Origin of the sequence: Mesorhizobium sp. NBSH29 (assembly GCF_015500055.1) — a bacterium.
In the GTDB taxonomy this organism is placed as follows: Bacteria; Pseudomonadota; Alphaproteobacteria; order Rhizobiales; family Rhizobiaceae; genus Neomesorhizobium.
In genome coordinates this window covers 1061574-1085129 of record NZ_CP045492.1, presented here as the reverse complement: position 1 = coordinate 1085129, position 23556 = coordinate 1061574, and the positions used below count along the sequence as shown (strand labels likewise).

Annotated in this window: 16 protein-coding genes and 2 pseudogenes; 6 read left to right on the top strand and 12 right to left on the bottom strand. The window is 59.3% G+C overall.

Translation table 11 applies throughout. The features are described from left to right. Window positions 1–8: 8 nt before the first annotated feature. Window positions 9–764, bottom strand: coding sequence for an SDR family NAD(P)-dependent oxidoreductase (locus tag GA830_RS05305; RefSeq protein ID WP_195164047.1), 756 nt, complete (start codon window positions 762–764; stop codon window positions 9–11). A gap of 74 nt (window positions 765–838) precedes the next feature. Next, window positions 839–3073 carry a transglycosylase domain-containing protein gene (locus GA830_RS05300; protein ID WP_195164046.1) on the bottom strand — a complete coding sequence of 745 codons (2235 nt, stop codon included), beginning with the start codon at window positions 3071–3073 and terminating at the stop codon, window positions 839–841. A gap of 173 nt (window positions 3074–3246) precedes the next feature. Here GA830_RS05300 and GA830_RS05295 point away from each other — a divergent pair. After that, window positions 3247–3423: pseudogene (locus GA830_RS05295) on the top strand (IS6 family transposase); the annotation flags it as partial. Window positions 3424–3942: 519 nt separating this feature from the next. Further along, window positions 3943–4497, top strand: coding sequence for a GNAT family N-acetyltransferase (locus tag GA830_RS05290; protein ID WP_195164045.1), 555 nt, complete (start codon window positions 3943–3945; stop codon window positions 4495–4497). A 175-nt stretch (window positions 4498–4672) separates the two neighbouring features. On the opposite strand, the gene GA830_RS05285 is transcribed toward GA830_RS05290, so the two are convergent. After that, window positions 4673–5908: an alpha/beta hydrolase family protein gene (locus GA830_RS05285; protein WP_195164044.1), complete on the bottom strand. Its 1236-nt coding sequence runs from the start codon at window positions 5906–5908 to the stop codon at window positions 4673–4675. On the opposite strand from GA830_RS05285, the gene GA830_RS05280 reads away from it, so the two are divergent. Beyond that, window positions 5876–6835, top strand: a complete 960-nt coding sequence (locus GA830_RS05280; protein ID WP_195164043.1) for a helix-turn-helix domain-containing protein — start codon at window positions 5876–5878, stop codon at window positions 6833–6835. The two genes, GA830_RS05285 and GA830_RS05280, sit on opposite strands and share 33 nt — an antisense overlap. A 411-nt stretch (window positions 6836–7246) precedes the next feature. Here the strand turns inward: GA830_RS05280 and GA830_RS05275 are convergent. The 3 genes and pseudogenes from GA830_RS05275 to GA830_RS05265 all read right to left on the bottom strand — a co-directional run. Next, window positions 7247–7504, bottom strand: a pseudogene (locus GA830_RS05275) (transglycosylase domain-containing protein); the annotation flags it as partial. A 69-nt stretch (window positions 7505–7573) separates the two neighbouring features. After that, complete coding sequence (locus GA830_RS05270) at window positions 7574–8191, bottom strand: ribonuclease D (protein WP_195164042.1); 618 nt, start codon at window positions 8189–8191, stop codon at window positions 7574–7576. Between the two features lie 8 nt (window positions 8192–8199). Then, entirely contained in the window at window positions 8200–9582 is a 1383-nt protein-coding gene (locus GA830_RS05265) for a M20/M25/M40 family metallo-hydrolase (protein ID WP_195164041.1), read from the bottom strand. Window positions 9583–9982: 400 nt separating this feature from the next. On the opposite strand from GA830_RS05265, the gene polA reads away from it, so the two are divergent. Next, window positions 9983–12931, top strand: coding sequence for a DNA polymerase I (polA, locus tag GA830_RS05260; protein ID WP_195164040.1), 2949 nt, complete (start codon window positions 9983–9985; stop codon window positions 12929–12931). Between the two features lie 26 nt (window positions 12932–12957). Here the strand turns inward: polA and GA830_RS05255 are convergent, their stop codons facing one another. After that, window positions 12958–13455: a winged helix-turn-helix transcriptional regulator gene (locus GA830_RS05255; RefSeq protein WP_195164039.1), complete on the bottom strand. Its 498-nt coding sequence runs from the start codon at window positions 13453–13455 to the stop codon at window positions 12958–12960. Between the two features lie 84 nt (window positions 13456–13539). Here GA830_RS05255 and GA830_RS05250 point away from each other — a divergent pair, with 84 nt between their 5' ends. Continuing rightward, window positions 13540–14193, top strand: a complete 654-nt coding sequence (locus GA830_RS05250) for a glutathione S-transferase family protein (RefSeq protein ID WP_195164038.1) — start codon at window positions 13540–13542, stop codon at window positions 14191–14193. Here the strand turns inward: GA830_RS05250 and mutS are convergent. Further along, the gene (gene mutS / locus GA830_RS05245) at window positions 14190–16913 is read right to left on the bottom strand and encodes a DNA mismatch repair protein MutS (RefSeq protein ID WP_195164037.1); all 2724 of its coding nucleotides are present in this window, start codon (window positions 16911–16913) and stop codon (window positions 14190–14192) included. The genes GA830_RS05250 and mutS overlap by 4 nt on opposite strands. A 168-nt stretch (window positions 16914–17081) precedes the next feature. On the opposite strand from mutS, the gene GA830_RS05240 reads away from it, so the two are divergent. Next, a complete protein-coding gene (locus tag GA830_RS05240; RefSeq protein ID WP_195164036.1) occupies window positions 17082–19367 on the top strand; it encodes an NADP-dependent malic enzyme in 2286 nt (761 codons plus the stop codon). Window positions 19368–19406: 39 nt separating this feature from the next. On the opposite strand, the gene GA830_RS05235 is transcribed toward GA830_RS05240, so the two are convergent. The 4 genes from GA830_RS05235 to GA830_RS05220 form a co-directional block, all read right to left on the bottom strand. Next, entirely contained in the window at window positions 19407–19841 is a 435-nt protein-coding gene (locus GA830_RS05235; RefSeq protein WP_195164035.1) for a type II toxin-antitoxin system VapC family toxin, read from the bottom strand. Next, window positions 19841–20080 (bottom strand): type II toxin-antitoxin system VapB family antitoxin, encoded by a 240-nt coding sequence (locus tag GA830_RS05230; RefSeq protein WP_195164034.1) that lies wholly within the window; start codon window positions 20078–20080, stop codon window positions 19841–19843. Before GA830_RS05230 ends, GA830_RS05235 begins: the two co-directional genes overlap by 1 nt. Before the next feature lie 99 nt (window positions 20081–20179). After that, a complete protein-coding gene (locus GA830_RS05225) occupies window positions 20180–21058 on the bottom strand; it encodes a GNAT family N-acetyltransferase (RefSeq protein WP_258045643.1) in 879 nt (292 codons plus the stop codon). Between the two features lie 141 nt (window positions 21059–21199). Next, window positions 21200–23491, bottom strand: coding sequence for a PAS domain-containing hybrid sensor histidine kinase/response regulator (locus tag GA830_RS05220; protein ID WP_195164033.1), 2292 nt, complete (start codon window positions 23489–23491; stop codon window positions 21200–21202). Window positions 23492–23556: the final 65 nt, after the last annotated feature.

Here is a 23556-nt window from a genome sequence, read left to right as displayed (position 1 = left end):
CGCCGAGCTCAGACGTGTTGGCCGCCATTGATGTGGATTTCGGAGCCGGTGACGTAGGATGCCTGCTGCGAGCACAGAAAGAAGATGATGTCGGCTACCTCCGACGTGGAGCCCAGCCGGCGGAGAGGAATTCCCTCGACGATCTTTTCGGTGCCCGGCGACAGGATCGCGGTGTCGATCTCGCCCGGCGCGATGGCGTTGACGCGGATGCCGTGTGGGCCGAAATCGCCGGCCATTTCGCGCGTCAGTGAGCCGAGTGCCGCCTTCGACGTCGCATAGGAGGTGCCGGCAAACGGATGTACGCGTGTGCCGGCAATCGACGTGACGTTGACGATTGAGCCTGTGGCAGCTGCCAGTTCCTTGAACAGCCCGCGTGCAAGCATGATGGGAGCGAAAAAATTCACCTGAAACACATCGCGCCAGACATGCATCGGCGTCTCGATAGAGTTCATGCGCCCACCATCCTTCAGCTTGGGCGAAATGCCAGCATTGTTGACCAGCGCGTGCAGCTGGCCGCCGTTGGCCTCCAGCCGGTGACGGATTTCAGACACGGCGATGCCGACATCCTCCTGATCCGCAAGATCGACCTTGATGTGATCTTCAGGGCCGGCAGGCCAGGGGCAGTCATCGGCAAACGCCTGTCGCGAACAGGTGATCACCCGCCAGCCCTCGCGCGAGAAGCGTTTGACCGTGGCATGGCCAATGCCTCGGCTGGCGCCGGTCAAAACGATGGTTTTTCGGGTGTCGGTCGGTTCTGCTGCCATGATGATCTCCAGCACCGCTATGTAGCGGAGCTCCATGACGATGGCGAGTGGCAGCGCATTTTTGCCGCGGGCAATTAATTGCCCATGATGATGTCGAGGATCGAGCCTTCGCGGCGCACTTTGGGGCCACCCACGTCGGCGGATGGCACCGGGTGGCGGATCGAGCCGGTTTGCTCGGCGGCTACAGGCGCGCTTCCGGTTTCGACTGCCGGACGCTGTACCCGGCGCTGCGCCGGTGCGGTTTCTGTTGCGTCGGCCTGCACCACCCCGCTGGAGGGCACTGGCGCGCTGACTTCCAATGCGGGAGCGGATTGAGGCTCGCCCTCCGGCTTCCGTGTCCAGCCGCCCGGCAGCTGTGCCACCGGCACGCCCTCATGGGCCGCGACCATGAATTCGCGCCAGGCCTCAACTGGCAGCGAGCCGCCGGTAATATCATTCGTGGCCTTGGCATTGTCATTGCCGAACCAGACACCGGTGGTGAGATTGGCGGTGTAGCCGATAAACCAGGCATCGCGGGAATTCTGCGACGTTCCCGTCTTGCCCGCGGCAGGCCAGTCGAACGCCGCCTTGCGGCCGGAGCCGGCATCTATGGTCTGCTTCATCATGGCATTCATCATTCCGACCGTCTCAGCGCTCAGCACACGCGGTTTTGCGCCGCCGGTATTTTCATAAAGCACCTCCCCTGAAACGGATGTGATGCGCTGGATCAGATGCACTTCTGGTCGGTAGCCGCCATTGGCGAAGGGCACATAGGCCGCCGTCAGCTCCAGCGGCGTTACCTCCGAGGTGCCGAGCGCAATCGTCACATTGTCCTGCAGCTTTGATTCAATGCCCAGGCGATGGGCTACCTCCACCACGGCGGCTGGTCCTACCTCCATGGCAAGCTGGGCCGAGACCGAATTGAGTGAGCGGGCAAGCGCGGTAGACAGCGTCACCTTGCCGAAATATTTATTGCCGAAATTGCGTGGCGACCATTTGCCGATCTTGATCGGCGCATCGTTTCGGATGCTGTCGGGCGTTCGGCCTTGTTCGAGCGCCGCAACAAAAACGAACGGCTTGAAGGCGGAGCCCGGCTGGCGCAGCGCTTCGGATGCGCGGTCGAACTGGCTATCGGCATAGTTCGCGCCGCCGACCATGGCGCGCACGGCACCGGAATTGTCGATCGACACCAGAGCGCCCTGGCTGACGTTCAGCTTCTCGCCTTTTTCGGTGATCAGGCGGCGGATCGAGGCTTCGGCCAGCTTCTGCAGGTTCAGGTCAACGGTGGCATCGACGATGATGTCGGTGCGTACCTCGCCGATAAGCTCGGGCAGCTCATCCATGATGCGGTCGGCAACGTAGTTTTCCGATCCGGTCCAGTAGGAGGCGGCTTCGGTGGCCTTGGCGCTCATCGCTGAGGCCAGTTCCTTGTCACCGATACGGTCCTGCTGGCGCATAGCGGCCAGCACCAGCTGCGCGCGTTGCTCGGCAGCCTTGGGATCGCGTGCCGGCGAAAGCCGCGACGGAGCCTTCAGGAGACCGGCGAGGAGCGCTGCCTGCGACAGTGTAACGTCGCGCGCGGATTTTCCGAAATAGCGCCGTGAGGCTGCTTCCACCCCGTAGGAACCCGAGCCGAAATAGACCCGGTTAAGATACATTTCGAGGATCTGGTCCTTGGTGTATTTGTGTTCCAGCCACAGCGCCAGAAGCACCTCCTGCACCTTGCGCTCGATCGTGCGCTCGGGCTTTAGGAACAGGTTCTTGGCCAGTTGCTGGGTTAGCGTCGAGCCACCCTGGCTGACGCGCCGGTCAATGACATTTTGTACCATGGCGCGCGCCAGGCCGAGCGGATCAACGCCGAAATGCGAATAATAGCGCCGATCCTCGATGGCCATCACCGCCTGCGGAATAAAGGGCGACATTTCATGCAGGCCGAGTGCCTCGCCTCCGGTGGTACCCCGATTGGCGACCAGCTGCCCGTCGACGGACACAATCTTCACATTGGGCGGACGGTCGGGGATCGTCCATTCCGTGGTCGAGGGCATTTGCGCGCCGTAATAGACGACGATGCCGACAAGACCGATGCCGCCCCACAGCGCCAGAACCAGCGACCAGTAAAAAAGCCGACCGAACCCGGCAAACAAGCCACCCCGGCTGCGGCGCGATGTTTTCTGTCTGCCACGTGCCTTGACCTGCTTGCGCACCGGTTTGCCACGGGATGACTGCACAACGCGGTCATCTTCACCCACGGAAAGGTCGGCCGAACCGCGCGAACGCCCCGGTCGGTCGAACGTCGGCTCGATCCGCGTGTTTTTATCCCTACCGGCCATACGCTGCGCTTCACCACCCCTTAAGTGCCCGTCCCACCCGATGCAGAATAAATGAGGCGATTTAAGGAGGCCTTAAGTCGCTGGAGCCTCACCAGGGGTGCCGCTGCATACCAGATCCAATGGTGATACCACGGTAACGCCTTTTGAGTAGCGGCTGCGATAGACGCACTTGCATGAACACCTCGCCAATCAGCTATAAGCGCCATCGCTTCCCGCCCCAGATCATTGCCCACGGGGTCTGGCTCTACTTTCGGTTTCCTCTGAGCCTGCGGCTTGTTGAGGAATTGCTGCTGGAGCGCGGCATTGCCGTCTCCTATGAAACGATCCGCCGCTGGGGAAAGAAATGCGGCCCGGATTAGAACTAAACGACCGTTTTGAAAAATGGTCGGTTGTGAACAAAGCAATTCGCAACCGCGATACAAATTAAAATCGAACACCTAAATCGAGACGAAAAATTTAGTGCCGCCCAGAGCACATATAAATAAACCTTCGGTAAGAAACGTGCCACCACTAGGCCGAGAATTGCACCTATGACACAGGCGACCACTGCGCTCAGGAGAAGAACGAGTATCATGGCGTTTGCTCTCTCTGATTATTTTGCAAGCGGTCAAAATTTGTCGAACTGTCTAACTCTGAGAATGTTACCCTAAGCGATCGCGAAGCGTAAATGGGGAGCATACTGTCGCCCAAATGCCAGTAAAAATCTTACTCTAGCTGAGCTGACTGATTGGTGCTTTGTCCGCATTGTTGCCAGTCAATGAGATGTTGCAAAAATCATCGGTTTCCAAACAAGTCATGTCAGCGATGCAGGCAAGACGAATATTGTCGATGCCCATTGTCGCGCAACCAGTCAAATCCGAGGTGAATGAATGGCTTTTGTTTTTCCTTCCGACTTTAACCCGCAGCCGAGTCTAGAGGGGAGTGGAATTAAAATATCGTCTCTTCGGAAACAAGACCGCGATGGCTTGGCTGAAGCAGCGAATGACCCGGAAATTTGGGCGGGGCACCCCGCGCGAACCAGACACGAAAGAGTGGTTTTTGACCCATATTTCGACCTTCTGCTCTCTTCCGGTGCAGCGCTTGTCATTCGTGACGCAAGCAACTGGGTCATCGGGTGCACGGTTTATTATTCGGACACCAATGCCCCATCTCGCCTATCGATTGGATTCACTTTCCTCGTGCGTAAGCACTGGGGTGGCAAGACAAACCGCATTGTAAAACGCTTGACACTCGGCCACCTTTTCTCCGCCAAAAGCGAAGCCTGGTTTCATATAGCACCCACAAATCTGCGCTCCCAGACTGCTACAAAGAGGCTCGGCGCAATCTACATGCACGAGGCAGACATTGACCTTGGCGGTGGTGCGCAGACTTGGGGCTGCTATTGCCTGACAAGGGAGAATTGGGACGTCAACGACCGTTCGTAAGCACAGATTTCAAAGCCTGAAACCGATGCGAAAAGGATGGTTTTGCGACGGCAACCACACGTAATTTGTTGCCTTCCAAAAACGGTGGTTTTTGGCAGGGTCGCGTAACGGTTTAAATACTAGCAGAGGCAGCGCAATGGCCACCTCCGCAGTTCATGTCAAAGCGACGTGTAGGTCAGAGGCCGAGTTGTGTGGCGATCTTCGCGATGATTTCTTCATGCACGGCCACGCGATCCAATCCTTCCGGACCGTCGCAAACTGGGTCATCGCCTTCTTCTTCAAGGATTTCAGCCCCCATTGGCTTACATGGCAACAAGGCTGCAAAATGGTTCGCCGGTGCAATGACGTCGATTCTTGCACCCGGTAACAGAGCAGCAAAATCGCTGCCGTCGGCGCTGAAATCGGTCGCAAGCAAACGGTCGTCGCCATCGCCAAGCCCAATTAGAAGCACATCATCAACCAAGCTGTCCACATGCTGCTGTGCAAGCCCATAGTGTAGCGCCGGATCAATTACGGCAACCATCGTGATCCTTTGATCTTTATAGGATGCATCCCATGCGGCAGCATCCAGACTATGCAAGTCGATACCGCCTTCGGCAAGGTCAGCACAGTGCGACGACGCACGTCCAACAGTATCACAATGGGCTGCGTAGCCCGCCAGATCGCCCGCCACCCCGCCCATCGAAAGCGCAGTCCAACCGCCATAGGAAAACCCTGCGGCCATCACACGCGTCAAATCCAGTTGTCCGGCAAAGCGCGGATCAGCCTCAAGTTTGTCCAATGCCGTCTGAAGATCCTGCACACGCGTCCAGTGATCCAGCCCTGCGCGTAAGTCAAAGTCGCTCGTCGTGCTATTTGGATGATCGACACTGACAACGACAGCGCCCCGCGCGGCAAGCCCAGCAGTAAGCCAGCTCAATGTGCGAATGTTGCCACCCAAGCCGTGCGAAACAAGAATAACGGGAAACGGCCCTTCGCCGATTGTTCCCCCCTCTTGCACAGCCGTGCCATAAAATACGCCGTTTTCACCGATGCTTACTTCTGTTCCGCCACCTGTCGACGGATACCAGATTGCGCCAGACACCGGTTCATTCTGATAGGCTACCGGGAATGTCACCGGTTCGTATCCAGCCAATCCGTCTGCCATTGCAGATGTGGCGGTTACGGCAAGGACGATGCTCAAGGACATATTTTTCATTTGGAAAACTCCTGTTCCAAAATTGCGATGTTCATCATTTGGCCGCACTTGAAGAAACCGGCGTCCTAAAACCGGTTTGAGGTCGCGCAGAACCCATTTTAGGACGTAGAGAGACCGTGAAGGACGCCACTCATGCCAACACTTCCAATCCCTCTGTTCGGATCTCTGGTTCTTGTATTTATGCTGGTTGCATTGTTGCGGCGCGAGGGGCAAAGTCCCCTGCTGCCCGCCCTACTTGCGGCTTGCGCTGTACAGGGCGTCATTATCTCGCTGGCACAACATTACGAGATAGGCGCTTTCCGGAATATACAGCCCGTCAGCGCCACCATTATTCCGGCCTTGGCATGGATCAGTTTTCAAGGCACGGCCATTCGCGGGCCACGCTGGAGGTTGGATATCTGGCACGCAATTGGACCCCTTTTCGTCCTGTTCTGCCTCATCAACGCGCCCGCATGGTTGGATGTGTCGATACCGATTCTTTACGTCGGATATGGCAGTGCAATTTTGCTCATCTCGATGCAAGGTCCGGACGCCTTGCCACGACTGCGCCTTGGAACAGGCGATGCACCCACTAAAATCTGGTGTATTATGGGGCTTTGTCTGATTGGGTCAGCCTTTAGCGATATACTGATTGTCGCCGCCCAGTTAGCAGGATTGAGCGCGTGGCAGCCTTGGATCATTAGCCTGTTCTCGACAGGTATATTGATCTTGCTGGGGGCTTTAGCCTTATCGGACAGTCTTATCGACCCAGATCAATCTGTGCCGTTATCTCCTGTCCAAATTGATACGCAATTGGACAATGACCTGATGATGCGATTGGACCAGTTGATGGCCACACAGCGCCTTTATCTCAACGCTGACTTGACCCTGACACAGCTGGCGCGGCGGCTCCACGTCCCGATCAAACAGTTATCGATCGCGATCAACCGCAAGACCGGCGAAAATGTCTCTCGTTATATCAATGCACACCGCATCAACGCGGCGTGTGAAAGCCTGCGCACCGGAGAATCTGTGACGTCCGCAATGCTGTCTGCTGGGTTCAACACTAAATCGAATTACAACCGAGAGTTCCTTCGAAAGATGAAAATGCCGCCTAGTGATTGGATTCGACTAAATGAACGAGTGCACGAGACGACGTAAGCTGTTCCAAAAACGCTCCTTTTTGGAACGGCTGAAAAAGGCCCTTTTTCGCTGCCACAAACCCCCGTTCAAAACCAAACAGATTGTTGAAGGTTTGTTGCCCCTCTTGGGATAGCGGCCAATCGCCCTAGAAGTCGCATAATCGGATATCTGGAACTGCAAGCGGTTTTCGCGACCGTTCATTCCGTCACTAGGCCAATCAATCACAACCATATTTGAGCGCATTTTGGCAGACGTGGCGAGGCTGCTTCGCTGTCGTCAATGCCCTGCCCGCTCCAATCGCTTCGCTCCCGTGTTGAGCATGACGAGCCTGCCATCGCCTGCCCTTTCTAGCGCATCGGTTGGAATTAGCCGACCAAGCAACAGAAAGAAAAACTATGACGAAACCCACAATCACAGAACTCAATGACGGATCTGGTCCTTGGTGTATTTGTGTTCCAGCCACAGCGCCAGAAGCACCTCCTGCACCTTGCGCTCGATCGTGCGCTCGGGCTTTAGGAACAGGTTCTTGGCCAGTTGCTGGGTTAGCGTCGAGCCACCCTGGATGACGCGCCGGTCAATGACATTTTGTACCATGGCGCGCGCCAGGCCGAGCGGATCAACGCCGAAATGCGAATAATAGCGCCGATCCTCGATGGCCATCACCGCCTGCGGAATAAATGAGGCGATTTAAGGAGGCCTTAAGTGCGGGCGGTCGGCTTGGCGGATGGTGGAGACCTGACCGCGCCGCAACAATCCTCAGCTATGAGCGAAAATATCGGCTTCGGGCCAGCCCATTAGATCGAGTTTTGCGCGGGTGGGGAGGAAATCGAAGCAGGCTTTGGCGACAGCTGTGCGATCTTCCCGCGCGAGGCGGCTGGACAGAACATTGCGCAGTCCGTGCAGGTAGAGCACGTCTGACGCGGCATATTCCAGCTGTTCGGGGGTCAGCGTTTCGGCGGCCCAGTCGGAGGATTGCTGCACCTTGGACAGGCTAACGCCCAGAAGCTCGAAGCAAATATCTTTCAGGCCATGGCGGTCCGTATAGGTGCGGGTGAGGCGCGAGGCGATCTTGGTGCAGAACACCGGTTCGGCCAGAACGCCGAGCGCGTGGTAGAGAACCGCAATATCAAACCTGCCAAAATGAAACAGCTTTGTGATAGCCGGATTGGCCAGCAGGGCGGCAAGGTTGGGGGCGGAAGTCTGACCCCGGTCGATCTGGATGATGTCAGCCGTGCCGTCGCCCGGCGAAATCTGAACCACGCAAAGCCTGTCGCGATGTGGGTTCAGCCCCAGCGTTTCGGTGTCGATGGCCACTGCATCGACTGCATAGTGCGAAAGGTCGGGCAGGTCGTTCTTGTGATATCGAATTGTCATCGCAGCGCTCACTTCGTTAGGGCGTGAAGGATACGCGCCCAGGAACGCTGACCCTTGTGGAAAGATTCCAGATTGTATTTTTCGTTCGGCGAATGAATGCGGTCGTCTGGCAACGCAAAGCCGACCAGAAGCGATTCCATGCCAAGGAATTTCTGGAAGTCGCCGACCACGGGAATGGAGCCGCCCATGGCAAGCATCACGGCAGGCTTTGGCCATTCATCCGACAGCGCATCGCGCGCCTTGGTGAGGAAGGGCGAGTCATAACCGAGCTGGATTGCTGGCGAGCCGCCATGTTCGTGGAACTCGACCGTGCAATCGGCAGGCAGGCGCTCTTTGACAAAGGCGCGGAAGGCAGCGCGTATCTCGGCAGGGTCCTGTTGATGGACGAGACGGAATGATACTTTCGCCCGCGCCTCAGCGGCGATGACCGTCTTGAAGCCCTTGCCAGTGTAGCCGCCGGTGATGCCGTTGAACTCAGCGGTCGGGCGCGCCCAGACCAATTCCAGCACGGAGCGGTCTTTTTCGCCTGACGGCACGGAAAGCCCAACCTGGCCCAGGAAGCTTTCGGCGGTCTCGCCCAGCGTCTCCCAGGATTTCAGGATCTGCGATGGCGTTTCCTCGACGCCATCGTAAAAGCCCGGAATGGTGATGCGGCCATCATCATCGTGGATGTCGGCCAGGATTTTCGACAGGATGCGGATCGGGTTGGCGGCGGCGCCGCCGAATTCGCCTGAATGAAGGTCGCGATCTGCAGCCTTGATGGTGATTTCCTCGCCGACCAGACCACGCAGACCGACGCAAATGGCCGGAGTTTCCGCATCCCACATGCCGGTATCGCAGACGAGTGCGACATCAGCCTTCAACTCCTCGGAATATTGCTCAAGAAAGGGTTTCAGCGAAGGCGAGCCGGATTCCTCTTCGCCCTCAAAGAACAGCGTGATTTTGCAGGGCAGCGATCCATGCTCGGCCTTCCAGGCGCGGCAAGCCTCGACGAACAGCATGAGCTGCCCTTTGTCATCCGAAGAGCCGCGCCCGGTGATGATTTTCACGCCGTCGCGCTCCTTGATTTCCGGGTCGAACGGATCAGCGTCCCAAAGCTCGACCGGGTCGACTGGCTGAACGTCGTAGTGACCGTAGAAAAGAAGATGCGGCGCACCTGCGGGGCCATCATGATGGGCAACCACCATCGGGTGGCCCGGCGTATCGCGCACGCTCGCTTCAAAGCCAATGGTTTTGAGATCGGCAACCAGCCATTCGGCGGCGCGACGACACTCTGCGGCAAAATCAGGGTCGGTCGAGATCGACTTGATGCGCAACAGCGCAAACAGCCGCTCCAGGCTGGCATCAAGATCGCGGTCGAGACGGTCGAGGACCGGTTGTAGTGCTGACATTTTGGGAAAACTTCCTTTTCGACGATTGCGCGCACCCTAATGGGGCGACGATCAAACGAAAAGCCCGCTACCGCTGGTCCAGCATGGCAAACGCAAAAAAAATGCCGCCGTGGCGGAGGGAACCACGGCGGCGGTACTCAAAAAACTGCGGCAGCCCGGAGAGGGGGATGAGGCTGCCGCATATGTCCGGATGTTGGCGGGGGACGGGCCTTGATCCGAACTCGGCATCGACTGCCGATGACATGTATTTGGAGACCCAAAAGAGGCTATTCAAGGGCGCGGAAATTACAAGTTCGTAACAAACCCGTGACCGGATGTTTGGCAGGGATCGGCATGAACAAGGGGGCGACACAATGCTTGGCGATAGACACCAAAGCAGGCGCAGTTTAGGGCTACGCCCATGAAAAACGGTGATCATCTTTTCCTTGTCGACGGCTCCGGCTATATTTTTCGTGCCTACCACGCGCTGCCGCCGCTCACCCGCAAATCCGATGGCCTGCCCACCAATGCGGTGCTGGGTTTTTGCAATATGGTGTGGAAGCTGCTGCAGGATGCGCGCAACACCGCCGTTGGCATCGTGCCGACGCATTTTGCCGTGATTTTCGACTATTCGTCCAAAACCTTCCGCAACGAGCTTTACTCTGAATACAAGGCCAACCGCTCTGCCCCGCCGGAGGATCTGATCCCGCAATTCGGGCTGATCCGCGAGGCGACGCGCGCCTTTGATCTGCCCTGCCTTGAGCTTGAGGGGTTTGAGGCCGACGATCTGATCGCCACCTACGCCCGCCTGGCGCGCGAAACCGGCGGCGATGTCACCATCATCTCCTCCGACAAGGATCTGATGCAGCTCGTCGGGCCTCAGGTGTCGATGTATGACCCAATGAAGGATCGCCAGATCGGCGTTGCCGAAGTGATCGAGAAATGGGGTGTACCGCCCGAAAAGATGATCGACTTGCAGGCGCTGACCGGCGATTCGGTGGACAATGTGCCGGGCGTGCCGGGTATCGGGCCAAAGACGGCTGCGCAATTGCTGGAAATGTTCGGCGACCTTGATACGCTTCTGGCCCGCGCCGGCGAGATCAAGCAGGACAAGCGCCGCACGGTGATCATCGAGAATGCCGACAAGGCGCGTATTTCGCGCGATCTGGTGCGGCTGAAGGACGATATTGACGGGCTGACGCCGCTCTCCGACCTGACCTTGCAGCCGCCCAACGGACCCAAGCTGCTCGCATTCTTGAAGGCGATGGAGTTCACAACGCTGACACGGCGCGTGGCGGAGGCAACAGATACGGATGCAGCCGCGGTTGAAGCCGCATCGATCGCGGTGGAAAGCGGCACCGCTGCGCACGGCCCCGATGTCGGCGCCAGTGCGCCCGTTGCTGCCAAAACGCAGACCTTCACCAAACCCGGTCGCATGGGTGCGGACCCGAGCGCGCTCGACACGCCAGTGGCACCTGCGGCACTCGCTGCCGCGCGCGCTGCGGCGGCTGCGACGGCAAAGATCGACCATTCCGCCTATGCCTGCATTCGCGACCTTGCCACGCTCGAAGAATGGATCGCCGCTGCGCGCGAGGCTGGCACGGTGTCATTTCGCACCGAGGCATCAAGCCTTGATCCGATGCGCGCGCAGACGGTCGGCTTTGCGCTGGCGCTGCCAGACGGTCGTTCGGCCTATATTCCGGTCGGTCACCGCGCCAGCGCGGCAGACTTGCTCGGCGGTGGGGTGAGTGACGACCAGATTGCACCCGACGCCGCAATTGCCGCGCTCAAACCTCTGCTTGAGGACCGTTCGATTCTCAAGATTGGCCACAATCTGAAATTCGACTGGCTGTTGATGCACCGGCTGGGTGTCGATATCGCGGCCTATGACGACACCATGCTGATTTCTTATGTGCTGGGTGCTGGAACCGGCGGGCATGATATTGCAAGCGTCGCCGAGCGTTGGCTTGGCCATGCCATGATCCCATTCAAGGAAATGGTCGGCTCCGGCAAAAGCTTGGTCAGCTTCGATCTCGTCGCCATCGAGCGCGCCACGACCTATGCCACCGAGGGCGCGGATATCGCGCTCAGGCTCTGGCATGTGCTGAAACCGCGCCTTGTCGCGGACGGTCTGGTCTCGATCTATGAACGGCTGGAGCGGCCGCTTGTGCCGGTGCTGGCGAAGATGGAAGAGCGCGGCATTTCCGTTGACCGGCAGATGCTGTCGCGCCTGTCGGGCGAGTTTGCCCAGCGCGCCGGGGCACTGGAAGAAGATGTTTACGCCGCTGCCGGCGAGCGCTTCACCATTGGCTCGCCGAAGCAGCTTGGCGATATCATGTTTGGAAAAATGGGCCTTCCGGGCGGCGCCAAGACCAAATCCGGCCAATGGTCGACCACGGCGCAGCTGCTGGAAGAACTGGCCTCCGAGGGCCACGAGCTGCCGCGCCGAATTGTTGACTGGCGCCAGCTGACCAAGCTGAAATCTACCTATACCGACGCGCTGCCCGAATATATCCATCCCGAGACACAGCGTCTGCACACGTCCTACGCACTTGCCTCGACGCCGACCGGGCGCATTTCGTCGTCCGAGCCCAACTTGCAAAACATTCCGATCCGTACCGCCGAAGGTCGACGCATCCGCACCGCATTTGTTGCAGAAAAGGGCAACAAGCTCATTTCAGCTGATTACAGCCAGATCGAACTTCGGGTGCTGGCCCATATCGCCGATATTCCACAGCTTCGTCAGGCTTTTGCCGACGGCATCGACATTCACGCCATGACCGCATCCGAAATGTTCGGCGTCCCGGTGGAAGGCATGCCCTCGGATGTGCGCCGTCGCGCCAAGGCGATCAATTTCGGCATCGTCTACGGCATTTCTGCCTTCGGCCTCGCCAATCAGCTGTCGATCCCGCGCGAGGAGGCAGGCGCCTATATCAAGAAATATTTCGAGCGCTTTCCTGGCATCAAGGACTATATGGATTCAGCTAAGCAGATGGCACGCGACAAAGGCTATGTCGAAACCATTTTCGGCCGGCGCATCCACTATCCAGAAATCCGCTCGTCCAACCCGTCGGTCCGCGCCTTCAACGAACGCGCCTCGATCAATGCGCCGATCCAGGGTTCTGCCGCAGACATTATCCGCCGCGCCATGAGCCGCATGGATGCCGCACTGGCAGATGCGAAACTATCGGCGCGCATGCTCTTGCAAGTGCATGACGAACTGATCTTTGAAACCGCCGAGGACGAGGTCGAGGCAACGCTGCCAGTGGTCAAGTCGGTTATGGAGGGTGCCGCGATGCCGGCGCTCGATATGAAAGTGCCGCTACAGGTCGACGCGCGGGCCGCGAACAATTGGGACGAGGCGCATTGATGACGGCAGAGGGCTGCTGCCTCCTGTCATGCCGGTTCAGCAAGCATCTTTTCATAGGCCGCTTGCAATCGAGCGCCCACTGACTTTGCATGAGGCGCAGCAGGCGACCCCAGATGGTGAGTGCGCAACTCATCCATGAAATCCGCCCACATTTGCGGACCGCCTTCCTCCAGCAGTTGCGCACGGATGGAAAGTTCCTTCGATGCTGGCGTGTGGCGGCAGCCCCAGGCCCCCATCTGGACAAGCAATGGCACAAGCTGGATTGAGGGCTCCGTCAGGCTGTAGATCGAGCTCTGCTTGTGGCCAGGATCATCGACCTTGGAAAGCAGGCCCGCGCCGACCAGGCGCTTGAGCCTGTCAGCAAGCACATTGGAGGCGATGCCCTCTTCGGAGTGCGTCAAAAGTTCTCGGTAGCGCCGGCGGTTTCCGAACATGACATCGCGGATGACGATGAGGCTCCAGCTATCTCCCAATATTTCAAGCGTTAGATTTATGGGGCAGCCGGACCGAGATTGGTTTTTCATGACGTTCACTTTCTGCTTGCATTGTAGGAGTGGATTTGTCATTTTTCAACTGCTTGCACAACGCAATCGGTTCTGGAGAGCTCTATGACGCTGAAACTCTATGCGCATCCTTTTTCAGCCTACTGCCAAAAGGTGCTGATCGCGCTTTGGGAGAATGACCTTCCTTTCACCTACCGCCACCTTGGCGAGGATGACGCCATAGCCGAGCGCGAACAGCTTTGGCCGCTTGATCGCTTTCCGGTTCTGACAGACAACGGAAAGGTGATCCCCGAGACCAGCATCATCATTGAGCATCTTGATCTGTTTCATCCAGGGCCAATCAAGCTTATCCCCGAAGACAGAGCGCGTGCGCTCGAAGTCCGGTTCATGGACCGCTTCTTTGACAATTTCATCATGGACGAGATGCAAAAACCGGTCTTTGCAGCGGCCAGAGACGGCGAAGAAGCCCAGCAAAAGGCCCTTGAGGTCGCCGCTAAATCCCTCGACAAAAGCTATGCATGGTTGGAACAGAAGCTTGCTGGCCGCACATGGGCTGCGGGCGAGGCGTTCAGCATGGCTGATTGTGCGGCAGCGCCGGCCCTGTTCTATGCCGACTGGGTTCACCAGATTGGCAGCCAGTTTCCAACTGTCCGCGCCTATCGCTCACGTCTTCTGGAACGTCCCTCCTTTGCGCGTGCCGTGGAAGAGGGCCGCAAATACCGCCACTTCTTTCCGCTGGGTGCGCCCGACCGCGACTAGATCTTACCGTCACCCATGGTTTTCAGCCGATAGAGGGCGTCAAGCGCCTCGCGTGGTGTCATTTCGTCTGGGTTGATGGCCGAGAGCGCTGCGCCGAGCGCATCCGTTTTTTTCGGCTGCGGCGGCTCCTTTCTTGCCACCGCAGAAAACAGCGGCAGGTCGTCGACAAGCCGGTCAGCCTTGCCGGATTGCTCGCCTTGTTCCAGCTGGTCGAGCACAGCGCGGGCGCGTTCTACAACAGCATCGGGCAGACCGGCCAGCCGCGCCACCTGGACGCCATAGCTTCGATCAGCAGCCCCCATGCCGACCTCGTGCAGAAACACCACGTCGCCCTCCCACTCCTTCACCCGCATGGTGACGTTATGAAGCCGGCTGAGCTTCACCGAGAGCGCAGTCATCTCATGGAAATGGGTGGCGAAAATCGCGCGACTGCGGTTTTTCTCGTGCAGATATTCCACCGCTGCCCAGGCAATCGATAGGCCGTCAAAGGTCGAGGTTCCACGGCCGATCTCGTCGAGGATGACCAGTGACCGCTCGCTCGCCTGATTGAGGATCGCGGCCGTTTCTACCATCTCCACCATGAAGGTGGACCTGCCGCGCGCCAGATCGTCGGACGCGCCGACGCGCGAAAACAGCCGGTCCACCACGCCGATATGAGCCTTCGTAGCCGGCACGAAGGAGCCCATCTGGGCAAGGATCGCAATCAGCGCGTTCTGGCGGAGAAAGGTCGACTTACCGCCCATATTCGGGCCGGTCAAAAGCCAGATCGCGCCATATTTGGCATTGCCCTCGGGCGACAGGTCGGCGTCATTGGCGACAAACGCGCTTTCTGTGGCGCGGCGCAATGCCTGCTCCACCACAGGGTGGCGCCCGCGCTCTATGCAGAAGGCAAGGCTGTCATCGACAATGGGCCGCGTATAGTTTTCCGTCGAGGCAAGCACGGCCAGCGAGGACGACACGTCAAACACGGCAAGCGCCGCCGCACCGGCGCGGATAGCCCCTGCATGCGAGACAGCCTCAGCCACCAATTGCTCGAAGGCCGCAAGCTCGATGCTCAGCGCCCGGTCGGCGGCATTGGCGATCTTGGTTTCAAGCTCGGCCAGTTCGGTTGTTGTGAAGCGCATCGCATTGGCCATGGTCTGGCGATGGATGAAGCGCGCCTTGGCCGCATCCGTGCCATTCATGATGTCTCGGTGATTGGCTGTCACCTCAATGTAGTAGCCCAGCACATTGTTGTGCCGTATCTTCAGCGAGCGAATACCGGTTTCCTCGATCAGCCCGCGTTCCAGCCCGGCAATCACCTTTCGCGATTGGTCGCGCAGCGCCCGCATCTCGTCCAGCTCTCCATGATAGCCGGGGCGCAGGAAGCCGCCGTCACGCTTCAACAGAGGTAGTTCGTCGGCCAATGATCGCGCCAGATGGTCTGCGAAATTCTTTGGAAGCGCGCGGATTGCAGAGCGTGCGTCGTCAAGCTCCGCCGGCAGCACCGCGCCATCCAACAACTGCGCGATCTCAGTCGCCGCTGCAAATCCGGCAGTTAGCGCACCCAGGTCACGCGGGCCGCCGCGGTTGAGCGCGAGCCGCGACAAGGCGCGGGGCATGTCGGCGACCCTCTTCAGCGCCGCGCGCAGCCCCTCGCACAGTTTTGGTTCGGCGCCGCAGAAGGATACTGCGTCCAGCCGTGCCACAATGGCGTCGGGGCTGGTCAGCGGCGCCATCAGCCGGTCAGCCAGAAGCCGCGCGCCAGCGCCCGTCACAGTCCGGTCAATTGCCTTGAACAGCGAGCCATCGCGGTTGCCGCTTGTGGTGCGCAAAAGCTCCAGATTGGCGCGCGTCGCAGGGTCGATGAACAGGGATGATCCTGCCTGTTCGCGCTCGGGCCGTTCCAACGGCGGACGCTCTGCCTTTTGGGTTTTCTCCACATAGGCAATCGCGCCCGATATAGCTGAAAGCTCGGCGCGGCTGAACGTCCCGAAACTGTCCGGCGTCGCAACATCGTAGAAGCGTGCGATACGCCCCGGCGCTGAGGCGGAATCAAACAGGCTGGGCGGTTGCGGACTGACGGCGCGACCCACCATGTCGAAGACAGGTCGCAGATCCGGATCGTGAAACACCGGATCAGCCACGATCAGTTCCTTGGGCGCCACCCGGAAAATATCGGAAGCAAGCCGCTCGGCATCTGTTTCACAGACCCGGAAAGCGCCGGTGGAAATGTCGATCCAGGCCAACGCATAGGCATCCTGAGGGCTGTCCTTCACCCGGCCAAGCGCCATCAGGTAGTTGGATTCGGAAGGTGCCAGAAGCCTGTCTTCGGTAATTGTGCCGGGCGTCACCAGCCGGATGACATCGCGTTTGACGACCGATTTGGAACCACGCTTCTTGGCTTCGGCAGGGTCTTCCATCTGCTCGCAGACGGCAACCCGGTGGCCGAGCCCGATCAGCTTTTGAAGATAGTCGTCGGCCGCGTGCACGGGCACACCGCACATGGGAATATCCCGCCCGTCATATTTGCCGCGCTTGGTCAGCGTGATGCCAAGCGCCCGGCTTGCGGTCTCCGCATCGCCGAAGAACATCTCGTAGAAATCGCCCATCCGGTAGAACAAAAGCGAATCCGGGTTCGCCGCCTTGATTTCGATAAATTGCTCGATCATCGGCGTCGCGCCAACCGTCACAGTGAGCGGCGTCGCGGCGGTGGTGCGGGTGGGCGTTTCATCATTCATCAGGTCTACCGGCTGGTCCAGGTCAGCGCGTCGGCATAAGCTTTGCAAATATGCTGAAGGCGCGCAAAACATTCTCTCCCTGCTTGGCTGTTTACAGCCGGGAAGTGTAGCCTTACTCCCGAACGCTCCACAAAAAGAAGTGCATTCCCGGGAGGAACCGTAGAGATCATGGCTTCAGGCAGCAAAAAAGACAGCAACGGTCCCTCGGTCAGTCCGCAGGAGGCGCTGGAATTCCACGCCATGGGGCGCCCGGGCAAGCTTGAGATCAACCCGACCAAGCCGATGGCGACCCAACGCGACCTGTCGCTGGCCTATTCGCCAGGCGTCGCGGTGCCGGTGCAGGCAATTGCCGATGATCCCTCACGCGCCTTTGACTATACGACGCGCGGCAATATGGTGGCGGTCATCTCCAACGGCACCGCCATTCTGGGCATGGGCAATCTCGGCGCACTCGCCTCCAAGCCGGTGATGGAAGGCAAGGCGGTGCTGTTCAAGCGCTTTGCCGACGTCGATTCCATCGATCTGGAAGTCGATACCGAAGACGCTGAGGAATTCATCAACTGCGTCAAATTTTTGGGCCCATCATTCGGTGGCATCAACCTTGAAGACATCAAGGCGCCGGAATGCTTCATCATCGAAAGCCGCCTGCGCGAACTGATGGACATTCCGGTTTTCCACGACGATCAGCACGGCACCGCCATCATCGCCACCGCCGGCTTGATCAACGCGCTGGAAATCACCGGGCGCGACATGAAGAACACCAAGCTCGTCTGCAATGGCGCGGGTGCAGCCGGTATTGCCTGCATCGAACTGGTAAAGTCGCTCGGCTTCTCACCCGAAAATGTCATCCTCTGCGACACCAAAGGCGTGGTCTACCAAGGCCGCGAGGAAGGCATGAACCAGTGGAAATCGGCACATGCCAGCAAGACTGACCTGCGCACGCTCGCCGAGGCGTTGGATGGCGCAGACGTGTTCTTCGGTCTGTCAGCCAAGGGCGCGCTGACGCCTGCCATGGTCAAGTCCATGGCCAAGAACCCGGTCATTTTTGCCATGGCCAATCCTGACCCGGAGATCACTCCGGAGGAAGTTGCCGAGATCCGCACTGATGCCATCATGGCGACGGGCCGCTCGGACTATCCTAACCAGGTCAACAATGTGCTGGGCTTCCCTTACATTTTCCGGGGTGCGCTCGATGTGCGCGCCACCACCATCAATGATGCCATGAAGGTCGCTGCTGCCCGCGCCATCGCCGATCTCGCGCGCCAGGACGTACCGGACGATGTTGCCGCCGCCTATCAGGGCAACCGCCCGAAATTCGGGCCCAATTACATTATCCCGGTGCCCTTCGACCCGCGCCTGATTTCCGCCATTCCGGTTGCTGTCGCGCAGGCTGCGATGGAATCGGGTGTGGCGCAAAAACCCATTCTGGACCTGCAAAAATATGCCAATGAGCTGTCCGCGCGGCGCGATCCGATCGCCTCGACGCTGCAGCGCATCTATGACCGTGTGCGCCGCCAGCCCAAGCGCGTTGTCTTTGCGGAGGGGGAGGAAGAACAGGTAATGCGCGCCGCCGTCTCCTATGCCAACCAGAAGCTTGGTACCGCCATTCTTGTCGGCCGCGAGGAGATCATCAAGGAAAACGCCCGCCATGCCGGTGTCGAGCTTGACCGCGCGGGTATCGAAATACTCAATGCGCGGTTGTCACGCCGCAATGCGGTCTATGCCGATTATCTTTATGAGCGGCTGCAGCGCAAAGGCTATCTGCTGCGTGATTGCCAGCGGCTGATCAACAATGACCGCAACCATTTTGCCGCCACCATGGTGGCGATGGGCGATGCGGATGCTGTGGTGACCGGCGTCACCCGCAACTATTCAACAGCGCTCGACGACATTCGCCGCGTCATCGACGAAAAGCCCGGCCACCGGGTTATCGGCGTGTCGATTGCTCTGTGCCGGGGGCGCACGGTTCTGGTCGCTGATACCGCCGTCCACGATATGCCTAATTCCGAGCAGATCGCCGATATTGCCGAAGAGGCTGCCGGCTTTGCACGGCGCATGGGCTATGAGCCACGCGTGGCGATGCTTGCCTACTCCACCTTCGGCCATCCGGCCGGCGAGCGTTCCGAGCGCGTTCAGGAGGCGGTAAAAATCCTCGACAAGCGGCGTGTCGATTTCGAATATGATGGCGAGATGGCAGCCGATGTCGCGCTCAACGCAAAGGTCATGGCGCAGTATCCGTTCTGTCGTCTGTCAGGCCCCGCGAACGTGCTGGTCATGCCGGCGTTTCACTCGGCCTCGATCTCAACCAAGATGCTACAGGAACTCGGCGGCTCGACCGTTATCGGCCCGCTTCTGGTCGGCCTCAACAAGCCGGTCCAGATCGTGCCGTTGAACGCCAAGGATTCCGACATTGTGAATATGGCTGCTATCGCGGCGTACTCGGCTGGGGCTTGATTTGTTTGTCCATGGGCCCCGCGCTCTGGAGCGCTGGGCCTACCAGCCGAGCCTGGTTGCGGTAAAATCGTTGCCCTTGTAGGCGATGCGCAGCTGGTGCGCGTCGGCACAGCCATAGGCTAGACAGTCGCCCATGTTCAGCTGGGCCGGGTGGTTGACGATCTTCCCGAAGTTTTGAGCCGCATCGAGCGCTTTGCTTCCGGCATCGCCGTCGATCATTATCTCACTCAGATCGAGATCGATGCCAAACTGGTCGACCAGCGTCCGGGCGCCGGCGACGATCTCCGGAGTCACCCTCTGATCGCCCCTTGAGCCAAACGCCAGGCGCCGGGCCAGGGACAAAACCGCCTCCATTCGCACCACGGCAGACCAGTGATAAGGTCCCCCCACCTGCTCAAGCCGATCCAGCAGGCTCTCCCGGTCAGGCTCACCGGCCAGAATGGCAACCACGACGGAGGCATCGACAAAAAGCATCAGCCCTCGCCCCACAAGGCGTCGGTCTCGGCCTTGTGATCCCCTGGAGCAAACGGCCCGGCAGCACGCGCCATTTCAAGCGATCTGGCCAGCTTTGAGCGGATCGGCTGCTTTGCCTTGTGCACGGCAACCTGGCGCCCCAGCGCTATTCTCACGGCTTCCACCTTGGTGGTTCCCGTCAGGTTCACGAGTTCCTCGGCGAGCCGGTCCACCTCCGGGTCCCTGATGTATAGCGGCATGTGCATATCCATTCTGTGGATATACATATACCGCATAAGATATATGCTCGCAAGGACTGAGCATCTTACTCACTTGAGCGAAAAAAACAAGCCGGCTATCTACGCCGCAAACCTGTCCGCCTCTGCGCCATAGTAATTGATGTAACGCGCGCCGATCTCGGCCACCGGCATGACGATGAACACGTCGACTGTCGAAAACTCATGATCGATGACACAGCCATTGCCGATCTTTGCGCCGACGCGCAGATAGCCCTTGATGAGCGGCGGCAAAGCGGTGATGGCGGCGCGCGGGTTAATCGCCTCGCGCGGCATGAGGTCCATCGACCGGTATCGGCCAACCACAGCACGCACATCCCATTCGGGCTCAGTGCGGCAATAATGGGCAAGGTAGGACAGCGCCTCGGCATGAGCCGCGGGCTGCGTGCCGTGAAACGAGGCACAGCCAGTCATCACGTCAATCTTGTGATGGTTGATATAGGCATAGATACCTTGCCACAGCACTTCGATCGTACGCTTGGAGCGGTGTTCCTTCAGCACGCAGGAGCGGCCAAGCTCTAGAAAACGCTGGCCCGGATGACGGGCCACCAAGGCATTCAGTTCGAACTCGTCATTGGAATAGAAGCCGCCAGCCCGTGCCGCCACTTCCTGGCGCAGCAGACGGTAAGTTCCGACAATACGGCGATGATCCGGTCCCGGCAGGGTTGTGTCGATCACAAGCAGGTGGTCACAGACATCGTCAAAGCGGTCGCAGTCGCGCGCGGCGCGCTGCTCAGGCTTCATGCGTGCGCCCAGTTCTTCATAGAAAATGCGAAAGCGCACTTCCTGCACCGCCGCTATTTCTGCGGCATCGCGCGCCAACCGAACTTCGAGCGGGCCAATGCGGCCAAGAACACCACCTTGTGTCACGGCATCGAAATTGCGGGCCAATCGGGGCGTTTTGGTGGCGGGGGAATGCTCTTCGCCCTGACGCATGACCATTTGCACGGGTGATTCTCCTTGGCGAGCCCAGTGAGGTCGGGGCATATTAGGACTGTGCAACAGGACGATGACAATACGGTGAAGCCGACAGCCGGGCAATAGTTTGTTGGCTTTGTTCTGTATGGACCGTATTTGTGCCAGTCAGGACGATACTTGTTCAGCAACCGCGCGCACCAGTGCGTCGGGATCCAGCGGCTTGGTGACAAATCCGCTGGCGCCATGGGCCAGAACCGAGTGGCGGGTGCGTTCCTGGCTATCAGCAGACAGAACCATGATCGGCACAGGAGCGTAGGACATTTCCTGCTCGAAACGGCGCACCGCCGAAATGGCGTCTAGCCCGTCCAAAACCGGCATATGCAGATCCATCAGCACCAGATCATAGCGGTGTCCCGAAGCGCGTGTCAGAAGGTCCACGGCCGCACGGCCATTGCCAACCACCTCCACCCGGTGGCCGGCCTTGGAAAGGGTCGCCTGTGTCAACAGGGCATTGATGTCGTTGTCCTCGGCTATCAGGATCGACAGCCGGCGCTGGCGGCCGCGATTGACGCCAACCGAGCGCCGGGCCTTGGGGCGTTCGGTGGGTTCTGCCGGTTCGGCCATCTTTGCGGCCGTCAACAGCATGCGCACCAAGGTCTGACCGCGCACCGGGCGGGCCAGATAGGAGGCATACCCGTTGGCCCGCAATTGGCCAAGAAGTGCGCGCTCGGTGGGCGCGATCAGCGTGATGGCGATGCTTTCCCTTAATCCTGCCGTATGCAGGCGCTTGAGCAGTCTGCCGTCCGGTTTTTCCAGCGCGGCATCGATCAGAAGCGTGTCGCAATGTTCGCGGTGGCGGGCAGCCTGAGCGGGAGTCGCCAAGACGATAGCCGCGCCACCATAGGCGCGCACGGTGGCGGCGATCGTCTCCGCCTCAACCTGATTTTGCGAGACGATTAGGATCTCCCGCCCCGCCAGTGCATTGGCGGGCTCGCTTGTTTCTGCCAGCGCATCGACGGCCGGAATCTCTAGAACGAAGCTAGAGCCCTTGCCTGGCGTGCTCTCGACCGTGATGGCGCCGCCCAGCCGATCGACGATCTTCTTGGAGATGGCAAGGCCCAGCCCGGCGCCGCCATGGCGGCGCGTCGGCGTGTCGTCGGCCTGCTCGAACTCCTGGAAAATGCGGGCCAGATCCGCCGCATCGATGCCCGGCCCTGTATCGTTCACGCAAAACCGTATCATCGGATGATTATCGGTCCCGCTCTTCTCCACAACAAGTCCGACGCCGCCGCTCTCCGTGAATTTCACCGCATTGCCAACCAGATTGATCAGCACCTGGCGCAAGCGACCAGGATCTGCCTCGATAGTAACGGGAACATCGGGTGCGACATGGCAGCCAATTCCGATATGCTTGGCGAAGGCGCGCTGTGCGAGCAGCTCGACCACGTTTTCGGCCAGCTCTCGCGGCGAGACAGGCTGCGCTTCAATGTCGATGCGACCAGACTCGATCTTGGTGTAGTCAAGCAGATCCTCGATCAGTGCCAAAAGTGCGGACGCCGAAGTGGAGACAGCGCCGACATAAGTCTGCTGTTCCTGCGACAGGCGTGTATCGCCCAGAAGCTTGGCCATGCCCATAATGCCGTTCATCGGCGTGCGGATCTCATGGCTGACAGTGGCCAGGAAGCGTGATTTGGCCTGGCTTGCATGTTCGGCGCGCTCGCGGGCGTGGATCAGCGCTGTCTCGGCGCGTTTGCGGGCCGTGATGTCGCGGGCGATGGCGCGGTGCGAAACTGCGTCGCTGGTTTTGTCGCGAACCGAGAGTTCAATCCATGAGAACCAGCGCGGCCCCTGCGATGTGCGAATTTCCACATCCGTTGAACTCAGGCATTCCCCTTCGGAAAAAGCAGCGTCAGGCACAATGCCGATATCGACACCCACGTCAGTCAGCGTGCGGCCGAACAGGCGCTTTTTCTCAAGCCCGACAACTTCGGCGAAGATGCGGTTGGCATAGACAATGCGGCCTTCGCGGTCGCGGTGGACCACGAGATCGCCAAGCGCATCAATCAGCCCGTGAAACCGCTCCTCGCTTTCCTGCAATTCCCACAGGCGGTCGGCCAGCGACTCGAATTCGTTCCGGCTCTGCGCCGTGGTGGCTTCAAACAGCTTTGCGGCCCGCGCCTGGGCATTGAGCGTGCGCGCGACCATGACGAAGCCGCTCAAGCCGATGATACCAAGAGCTGCCGAAATGAAGATGGGTGCGCCGGTCAAATGCGCCAGACCAGCCAGGACAAATAAGCTGCCGACCAGAAAGGCATGGGCAAAGCGCGGCTGGCCGCGCGGAATATCAGGGGCAGGCGGTGTCGGCGGCAGGGTAAAACGCACGGCCTCCTCGCTCTCCGGCAGGGGAGCAATTCGTTCGACGCGCGTCTGTTTTCCCAGTCCCGGGTCCGCAACCATGGCTGAACCCTATCAGTCAAGGCTTAGGGAAGCTTTCGGCCGATCGATACAATTTTAGCGGTTTG